This window comes from Pandoraea sp. B-6, assembly GCF_000282835.1.
GTDB lineage: Bacteria > Pseudomonadota > Gammaproteobacteria > Burkholderiales > Burkholderiaceae > Pandoraea > Pandoraea cepalis.
In genome coordinates this window covers 17,635-25,900 of record NZ_KB290561.1, presented here as the reverse complement: position 1 = coordinate 25,900, position 8,266 = coordinate 17,635, and the positions used below count along the sequence as shown (strand labels likewise).

Genomic DNA, 8,266 nt, shown 5'->3' with positions numbered 1-8,266 from the left:
ACTGAATACGGGGGGACGTCGGTGTCACCCAGAATGGCAGTCAACCACCGGACATCATCGTCCTTGGTCTCGCACGCATCGAAGAGCGTCCGCAGTTCTGCCTCTGTAAATGGCTCCCGCTTCTTCGCGTCACCGCCGTTCTCCGGGATTGGGATGCGGGTGAACGGGTTAGGCTTGTCCGATTCCTTCTCGCGCAACCATGTGCCGATGATTGCCCGAATCGTATTCATGTAGCGATTGACGGTGCCGGTCTTCACCCCACGGTCTATCTCAGCCGCGACGTACTTATGCGCATCACTTCGTGACAGGTCTGCAATTGGCTTGTCTCCGACGACATCCGTGAGCGTCTTGAACACGAGCCGCGTATGTCCCTCAAAACGCTCGTCGGAGCGCTTCGGGTGGACCTGAAGATACAACTCAAGAGCATCTGTGAGGACGGGCTTAGCGGTGCCCGCAATGATTTGCGCGGCTTTGATTTCGACCGGGTTTAGGTACTCACTGCCATCGGCATCCCGATAGGTCGTTTCGTCTCCGTCTGCGTAGCGTTCCCGCTTTTCATCGAGATGGTCGCGAAACAATTCTACGGCGACGGCATCATCCGGCGTTGGATCGGGAGACAGGCCCCACTTACGGAGCAACTCTATGGCTTGCCCTTGGATGCTCTTCGGGGTCGCTTCGGGGTGTCCGCGCATGAGCGCCCATTCCGCTTCGAGTTCGCGGTTGATCTGTTCGATCTTCCGTTTGGCGATCAGGACATCGCCAGTCCCTAGGCTGGTCTTCACCAGCTTGGCGGAGTAGCGGCCCTGCAAGTCTTTCGGGATTGCTCGCTGGTAGTAAATGACACCACCACGGAGGAAGGCATTTTTAAGAGACACGCGTAGGACACCGAGAGTCAGCTTCACGAGGAGTATATCCCATAGGATTACCCCACAAACCTCATCAGTGCTGGCGTTAAGTTGCTGGAAACCCGTATGGATACTGGGATTTCGTGGTGCCCCTGGCCGGGATTGTGGTGCCCAGGGCCGGAATCGAACCGGCACGCCTTGCGGCGGGGGATTTTGAGTCCCCTGCGTCTACCAATTTCACCACCTGGGCAGGTGTGCGTTCACCGAGCGGTGTCGCAGCGTGACTCGTTCAATGAACCTAACGGCTCACCGGACGAAGGCGAGATTATGACCGAAATTCTTCGCGGCCACAAGCCCGCCCCGTCGGTGTTCAATGAACTTGCTGTTGACTCTCGAGCACGCGCAGCAGCGACGACGTGTCGTCATGCCCCCAGCCGCGCTCCATCAGCGCCGTCAGCTGGGCTTTCACCAGTGACAGCGCCGGCAGCGAGAGCCCTGCGTCGGCCACGGCGTCCAGGATCATCGCGAAATCCTTGTCGTGCAGGCGCGCTTCAATGCCCGCCGCAAAGTCGCGATGGGCCATCTTCGGCCCCATCATGTCGAGCATTCGACTGCCCGCCAGCCCCTGCGAAATCGCTTCGATGACCTTGTCCTGATCCACGCCGTTGCGCGCCGCGAACAGCATCGCCTCCGCAATGCCCTGGATATTGATCACCTGCACGATCTGATTGCACGCCTTCGCCACCTGACCCGCCCCCACGTCGCCCACATGCGTGATCGTCGTGCCCAACACGGACAACAGGGGCTTGACCTTCTCGAAGACGTCATTCGACGCGCCGACCATGATCGATAGCGAGGCGTCGGCCGCGCGAGATGGCCCGCCAGACACCGGCGCATCCACCAGCACAATCTCGTGAAGCGCCAGGCGCGCGGCCATACGCCGCGTCGCCTCCGCCGAAATCGTGCTGTGATCCACGCAGATTGTGCCCGCCCGCGCCCCATGCACTACGCCATCCGCCCCAAGCAGCACCGCCTCCACGTCCTGTGTCGTCGTGACGTTGGTCACGACGAAGTCCGCATCGGCGGCGGCCTGCGCGGGCGTTGCGAACACTTCTGCGCCCTGCGCGACGAACGGGGCCGCAGCCTCAGGCCGGCGCGCGTAGAGGCGCAACCGATGCCCCGCGGCCATCAAATGACGAACCATCTGGCCGCCCATGGCGCCCAGCCCGATAAACGCGATGGTGTATGTCGTCATGCCGGGATCAATTCGAGACGTAGACGAACTTTCCATTCTTGATCTGCCCCATCACGCTGGCACGCTGATCGAGCCCCACGTGGTCCTTCGGGCTGAGATTCATGATGCCGTTCGGAATGGCGAGATTGTGCGTGGATTCGAGCGCATCGCGCAGCGCCACACGGAATGCCGGCGTGCCCGGTGCCGCCACCTTCACGGCGCGCGGTACGGCGTCGTTGAGCAGATCCCATACGCCATAGGCGTCGGCGGCGAACTGCGTGACAGTATCGGGGCCATATTTGGCCTCGTACTGCTTGGTGAACGCCAACGCCGCCGTGCGCGCCGGATGCCCGGCCGGCAACGTCTTGGCAACCACACCCGGCTGAGTCGGGAACAGCGTGCCTTCCACGTCCTTGCCCCCCACGCGAACGAAGTCGTACGTGGCGATGCCGTGCGTCTGGTAGATCTTCCCGGCATACCCGCGCTCCTGCAACGTGCGCTGCGGCAACGCCGCCGGCGTGCCCGATCCGGCCACCAGGACAGCGTCAGGCTTGGCCGCCATCAGCTTCAGGATCTGGCCCGTGACACTCGTGTCCGTGCGGTTGAAACGCTCCTGGGCCACGACCTTGAGCTTGCGAAGTTCGGCAAACTTCGAGAACTCTTTCCACCAGCTCTCGCCGTAGGCATCGGCAAAGCCGATAAAGCCTACCGTCTTGATCCCGTGGTTAGCCATGTAGCGCGTCATCACGTCGGCCATCGCCGAATCGTTCGCGGCCATCTTGAAGGCCCACCGGCGCTTGGCATCCTGCGGCTCCACGGCGACGGCCGAACCGATCAGGGTGATCATCGGCGTCTCGGCCTCCGAAATCGGGTCGAGCATGGCCAGTGCGCTCGGCGTAATGTTCGGGCCAACGATGACGTCGACCTTGTTCTCACTGATGAATTTGCGCGCGTTCTTCACGGCCGTACCGGGGTCGGTGCCGTCGTCAAGAAAGAGGTAGTGCGCCTTCTGCCCGCCAATATGGTCGGGCCAAAGCTGCATGGCATTCTTGCTGGCGATACCGATGGCGGCCGCCGGGCCGGTCGACGACAGATCGATACCGACGGTGATATCGGCGCGAGCCGCCGTCACAACACCGGCAAGGGTCAGGGCAAGCAGCACGCCCGACAGGCGGATGCCGCGAAGAGGTGAGCGCATGGGGTCTCCTGTTGATCGAATCGCGTAAGCATACCGCACCGCTTGCGTTCGGCCAGCGAAGAAAAATAGTGCCAGGCTCACCCCGGAATGCGAGGGGCGGCACGCCCGGTGACCGGGCGTCGGCGCGCTATGTTTCCCCAACGCCCCTGGAGGGCTTAAAGCTCGTAACTTTCGTGTTCGCCGCGCAAGGCTTGCTCGACCAGCTTGCGCGTCAGGATCGGCGAGAGCAGTTCGACCATCGTGAACACGTAGCCGCGCAGATAGGCGCCCTGTTTGAGGGCGACGCGCGTCACGTTCGTGCCGAAGAGGTGCCCGACCTGGAGCGCCCGGAGGTTACGGTCGCGCTCGGGATCGAACGCCACCCCCGCCAGAATCCCCACGCCAAGCCCCAATTCGACATAGGTCTTGATGACATCGGCGTCGATCGCCTCGAGCACGATGTCCGGTTGGACATGGCGCAGCGCGAAGGCCTGATCGATCTTGGCGCGGCCGGCGAATTGGGGGTCATAAGTAATCAGCGGATATTTCGCCAGATCCTCGATGCCGACGGACGGGAGTTGCAGCAGCGGGTGATCCGGCGGCACCACGGCCACGTGCTGCCATTGATAGCAAGGCAGCGACACCAGATCCTTATAGCCGGCAATCGCTTCGGTCGCGATGGCCAGATCCGCCTGGTCGTGCAGCACCATTTCTGCGATCTGCGTCGGGCTCCCCTGCAAGATCGAGAGCCGCACCTTCGGATACCGCTTCTTGAACTCGGCCACCGCGTGCGGCAGCGAATATCGCGCCTGCGTATGCGTCGTGGCGATCGCCAGACTGCCCTGATCCTGCGCGGCGTAGTCCTTGCCGATCCGCTTGAGGCTCTCTACCTCCAGCAGGATTCGCTCGACGGACTCGAAAATGATGCGCCCGGGCTCGGTCAGATTGCGGATGCGCTTGCCATGCCGGGCAAAGATGTCCACCCCAAGCTCTTCTTCCAGCTCGATGATGGCCTTCGAAACCCCCGGCTGGGAGGTAAACAGCGCCTTGGCGGCAGCGGTCAGGTTGAAATTCTGGCGAACGGCTTCGCGCACGAAGCGGAACTGGTGCAGGTTCATTTGTATAACTTTCGAAAATATACAAACAATTTTTAATTCGTTTGAAGTATATAGCGTTTTCATTACAGTGGGTGCCACTGTTTCGATAACGTTATTCCCGCCAGGCATTAAGCACCAACAGGAACGTCATACATGTCGCTGTGGCTCGAACCCCTCTCCGGATTTGGCGTCGGCCTGCTGGTCGGTCTGACCGGCGTCGGCGGGGGCTCGCTGATGACGCCGCTGCTCACGCTGCTGCTGGGCTACGCGGCGCCGGTCGCGGTCGGTACCGATCTGGCGTTTGCGGCGGTGACCAAGAGCTTCGGCACGGTCGCGCATCGCTCACACGGCCACGTGAAGTGGCACATCGTGCGCAGGCTCACGCTCGGCGCCTTGCCGGCGGCGCTGGTGACGATCGTTGTCCTGAAGCGCCTGGGCGGCATCGACGACGCGGCGCTGCATGTCATCAAGCTGACGATCGCGGCCTCGGTGCTGCTCACGGTGCTCTCGCTGCTGTTCCGCGCCAAGCTGCTGGCGGCGCTGCGCACCCACCCGAACTGGCAGTTGACGGGCCGCAAGCAAGTCGCGGCCACCGTGCTGGTGGGCGCCGTGATCGGCGTGCTCGTCACGATTTCCTCGATTGGCGCCGGTGCCGTTGGCGCGACGCTGATTCTGATGCTGTACCCACAGTTGGAACCGGCCGAAGTCGCCGGAACCGATATCGCGTACGCGGTGCCGCTGACGGCCATTGCGGCGCTGGGTCATATTTGGCTCGGGACGGTGCACTGGGCACTGCTCGGCAGTCTGTTAATCGGCTCGCTGCCCGGGATCTGGCTGGGTGCAAAGCTCACCCGTCATCTGCCCGAGCGCGTGGTGCGCGGGGCGTTGGCGGCAACGCTCACGCTCGCGGCAGTGAAGCTGGTCGGCTGACCCACACAGACAACAAGGAGTTCGCGACATGCGAAACGAATCCCGCTGGGAACCCACGCAAGCGACTACACCGTCGAACGGGGCCGATGCCGAGCATCAGGACATGGCGCTGCTCGACGAGATGGAAGCCGTGCTGGCCGAGCGCCTCGCCCGCATCGCGGGTTCGCATCGCAATGTGAAGTTTGCCAGCAGTCTGGCCGCTGAAGACATGCTCGTTACGCATGTGATTCTGCGCCAGCAACTGCCGATCACCGTCTTCACGCTCAATACCGGGCGTTTGCATGCCGAGACGCTGGGCATGCTCGATCAGATCAAATCGCGCTATGGGTACGACGTCGCGCAGTACGCGCCGCAGGCCGATGCCGTCGAGACGTATGTGGCCGAGCACGGTGCGAATGCGTTCTATGAAAGTGTGGACCTGCGCAAGGCATGCTGCCAGATTCGCAAGGTCGAGCCGCTGGGCCGCGCGTTGGCCGACGCCGACGCCTGGCTCACCGGCCAGCGACGCGAGCAGTCGGTCACGCGCGAGGAACTGGCGTTCGCCGAGCACGACGATGCCCGCGGCATCGCCAAGTACAACCCGATCTTCGACTGGACCGAAGCGCAGGTGTGGGCCTATCTGACGGCGCGTGACGTGCCGGTCAACCCGCTGCATGCGCGCGGCTACCCGAGCATCGGCTGCGAGCCGTGTACGCGTGCCATCCGCCCGGGGGAAGACAGCCGCGCCGGGCGCTGGTGGTGGGAGTCGCGCGACAGCAAGGAATGCGGATTGCATGCAAGCAACCTGAGCCAGATCCCGGTGTCCGTGCAGTCGAGCTGAGGCATCGGGCACGGCGCAGGCGGATCAGGCGAACCCGCAAGACATATGACGATGTGACGAGCTCAAGCGGCGACGCATCGTGACGAATCGAATCACGGAAATTTCGGAATCATCAAGGAAGGGAACACTATGGGTGCGATGCACGAAGTCGCGCAAGCCAACGGCTCGCGTATGGATCATCTGGACTGGCTCGAAGCCGAATCGATGTACATCCTGCGCGAGGTCGTGGCGGAGTGCCGCAAACCCGCACTGCTGTTCTCGGGCGGCAAGGATTCGGTCGTGGTGCTGCACCTGGCGCTCAAGGCCTTTGGTCTTGGCCCGAACCGCAAGACGGTACTGCCGTTCCCGCTCGTCCATATCGACACCGGTCACAACTATCCGGAAGTGATCGAGTTCCGCGATCGTCACGCAAAGGCGCTCGGTGCCGAACTGGTCGTAGGTCATGTGGAAGATTCGATCGAGCGCGGCACGGTCCGCCTGCGTCGCGAGAACGATTCGCGCAACGCGGCGCAGGCCGTGACGCTGCTCGAAACCATTGCCGAACACGGCTACGACGCCATGATCGGCGGTGCGCGCCGCGACGAAGAGAAGGCTCGCGCAAAAGAGCGCATCTTCTCGTTCCGCGACGAATTCGGTCAGTGGGATCCGAAGGCGCAGCGTCCGGAACTGTGGCACCTGTTCAATGCGCGTCTGCACAAAGGCGAGCACCTGCGCGTGTTCCCGATCTCGAATTGGACCGAACTGGACGTGTGGCAATACATCGCCCGCGAGAACCTCGACCTGCCGTCGATCTACTACGCGCATGAGCGCGAAATCGTGCGTCGCAACGGGTTGCTCGTGCCGGTCACGCCGCTCACGCCGAAGCAGGACGACGAGTCGAGCGAACTGGCGTCGGTGCGCTTCCGTACCGTCGGAGACATCAGTTGCACGTGCCCGGTTGCCAGCGTTGCCGCCAGCCCGGTGGAGATCATTGCCGAGACGGCCGTGACCGACATCACCGAGCGCGGCGCCACCCGCATGGACGATCAGGCATCGGAAGCCGCGATGGAACAGCGCAAAAAGCAGGGCTATTTCTAAGGCGCCGAACCGCCGCCATCCGCCCTAAGTACAGACACATCGGCCCGCCGGGCGCGCAGAGTCGCCGCGCCAGGGGCCACGCAATCGAGTCAAGACATCATGAGCCTCACCCCGCATCTGGAAGACCTCGGCGTGCTGCGTTTCATCACGGCAGGCAGCGTCGACGACGGCAAAAGCACGTTGATCGGCCGTCTGCTGTACGACAGCAAGTCGGTGTTGACCGACCAGCTCTCCGCCATCGCACGCGCCAAGCACAAACGTACCGCCGGCGAAGACATCGACTTCTCGCTGCTCACCGACGGCCTTGAAGCCGAGCGCGAGCAGGGCATTACCATCGACGTCGCCTATCGCTACTTCACGACCGCGCGTCGCAAGTTCATCATCGCCGACACGCCGGGCCACGAGCAGTACACGCGCAACATGGTCACGGGGGCATCGACGGCGCATGCCGCGATCATTCTGGTCGACGCCACGCGCGTGACCGAAGTCGACGGCCACACGGAGTTGCTTGCGCAGACGAAGCGCCACAGTGCCATCGTCAAACTACTGGGCCTTCAGCACGTCATTGTCGCCATCAACAAGATGGACCTGATCGACTACAGCGAGACAGCGTTCAACGCCATTCGCGCCGCCTATCTGGATCTGGCGCAGCGCTTGGGGCTGGCGGACGTGCGCTTCGTGCCCGTCTCCGCGCTCAAGGGCGACAACATCGTGTACGCGAGCGAGCGCATGCCGTGGTATCAGGACGAACCGTTGCTCGACATGCTCGAATCGCTGCCGGTCGCGCAGTCGGGCGGCGAACTGCGCTTCCCGGTGCAACTGGTGGCGCGTCAGGACGGCGCTCATGCCGACGACTTCCGCGGCTACATGGGGCGCGTGGAATCGGGTTCGGTGCGTGTCGGTCAGGCGCTGCGCGTGTTGCCGGCAGGCCGCACGGCGAGCGTCGCAGAGATCATCGGGCCGCGCGGCTTGCTCGAGGAAGCGTTTGCGGGGCAGTGCGTGACGATTCGTCTGACGGAAGACGTGGATGTGTCGCGCGGCGACACGTTGGTGGCGAGCGCCTCCACGCTGGCGCCGTCGCGCAAA

General features: G+C 63.1%; 8 protein-coding genes and 1 tRNA gene. 4 read left to right on the top strand and 5 right to left on the bottom strand.

Annotated elements, in window-relative coordinates; genetic code table 11:
* From A985_RS26655 to A985_RS0122250, 5 genes are all read right to left on the bottom strand, one after another.
* A partial coding sequence (locus A985_RS26655; protein WP_017235592.1) for a DUF6538 domain-containing protein occupies positions 1–902 on the bottom strand: 902 nt, incomplete at its 3' end.
* Between the two features lie 108 nt (positions 903–1,010).
* Positions 1,011–1,095, bottom strand: a tRNA-Leu gene (locus A985_RS0122265).
* A gap of 120 nt (positions 1,096–1,215) precedes the next feature.
* The gene (locus tag A985_RS0122260) at positions 1,216–2,100 is read right to left on the bottom strand and encodes an NAD(P)-dependent oxidoreductase (protein WP_017235591.1); all 885 of its coding nucleotides are present in this window, start codon (positions 2,098–2,100) and stop codon (positions 1,216–1,218) included.
* Between the two features lie 7 nt (positions 2,101–2,107).
* Positions 2,108–3,277: an ABC transporter substrate-binding protein gene (locus A985_RS0122255; RefSeq protein ID WP_017235590.1), complete on the bottom strand. Its 1,170-nt coding sequence runs from the start codon at positions 3,275–3,277 to the stop codon at positions 2,108–2,110.
* 155 nt (positions 3,278–3,432) lie between these two features.
* Complete coding sequence (locus A985_RS0122250; protein ID WP_017235589.1) at positions 3,433–4,374, bottom strand: CysB family HTH-type transcriptional regulator; 942 nt, start codon at positions 4,372–4,374, stop codon at positions 3,433–3,435.
* Positions 4,375–4,506: 132 nt separating this feature from the next.
* Between A985_RS0122250 and A985_RS0122245 the strand changes: the two genes are divergently transcribed.
* The 4 genes from A985_RS0122245 to A985_RS26650 form a co-directional block, all read left to right on the top strand.
* Positions 4,507–5,283 carry a sulfite exporter TauE/SafE family protein gene (locus A985_RS0122245; RefSeq protein WP_017235588.1) on the top strand — a complete coding sequence of 259 codons (777 nt, stop codon included), beginning with the start codon at positions 4,507–4,509 and terminating at the stop codon, positions 5,281–5,283.
* A 103-nt stretch (positions 5,284–5,386) separates the two neighbouring features.
* A complete protein-coding gene (locus A985_RS0122240) occupies positions 5,387–6,103 on the top strand; it encodes a phosphoadenylyl-sulfate reductase (protein WP_039830697.1) in 717 nt (238 codons plus the stop codon).
* 129 nt (positions 6,104–6,232) lie between these two features.
* Positions 6,233–7,180: a sulfate adenylyltransferase subunit CysD gene (gene cysD / locus A985_RS0122235; RefSeq protein WP_017235586.1), complete on the top strand. Its 948-nt coding sequence runs from the start codon at positions 6,233–6,235 to the stop codon at positions 7,178–7,180.
* Positions 7,181–7,279: 99 nt separating this feature from the next.
* Positions 7,280–8,266: sulfate adenylyltransferase subunit 1 (locus A985_RS26650; protein WP_232424711.1), on the top strand; the 987-nt coding region annotated here is incomplete at its 3' end.

Coding starts and splice junctions, on each gene's coding strand:
- A985_RS0122260 (WP_017235591.1), bottom strand. CDS start 2,100: ATGACGACATACACCATCGCGTTTATCGGGCTGGGCGCCATGGGCGGC.
- A985_RS0122255 (WP_017235590.1), bottom strand. CDS start 3,277: ATGCGCTCACCTCTTCGCGGCATCCGCCTGTCGGGCGTGCTGCTTGCC.
- A985_RS0122250 (WP_017235589.1), bottom strand. CDS start 4,374: ATGAACCTGCACCAGTTCCGCTTCGTGCGCGAAGCCGTTCGCCAGAAT.
- A985_RS0122245 (WP_017235588.1), top strand. CDS start 4,507: ATGTCGCTGTGGCTCGAACCCCTCTCCGGATTTGGCGTCGGCCTGCTG.
- A985_RS0122240 (WP_039830697.1), top strand. CDS start 5,387: ATGGCGCTGCTCGACGAGATGGAAGCCGTGCTGGCCGAGCGCCTCGCC.
- cysD (WP_017235586.1), top strand. CDS start 6,233: ATGGGTGCGATGCACGAAGTCGCGCAAGCCAACGGCTCGCGTATGGAT.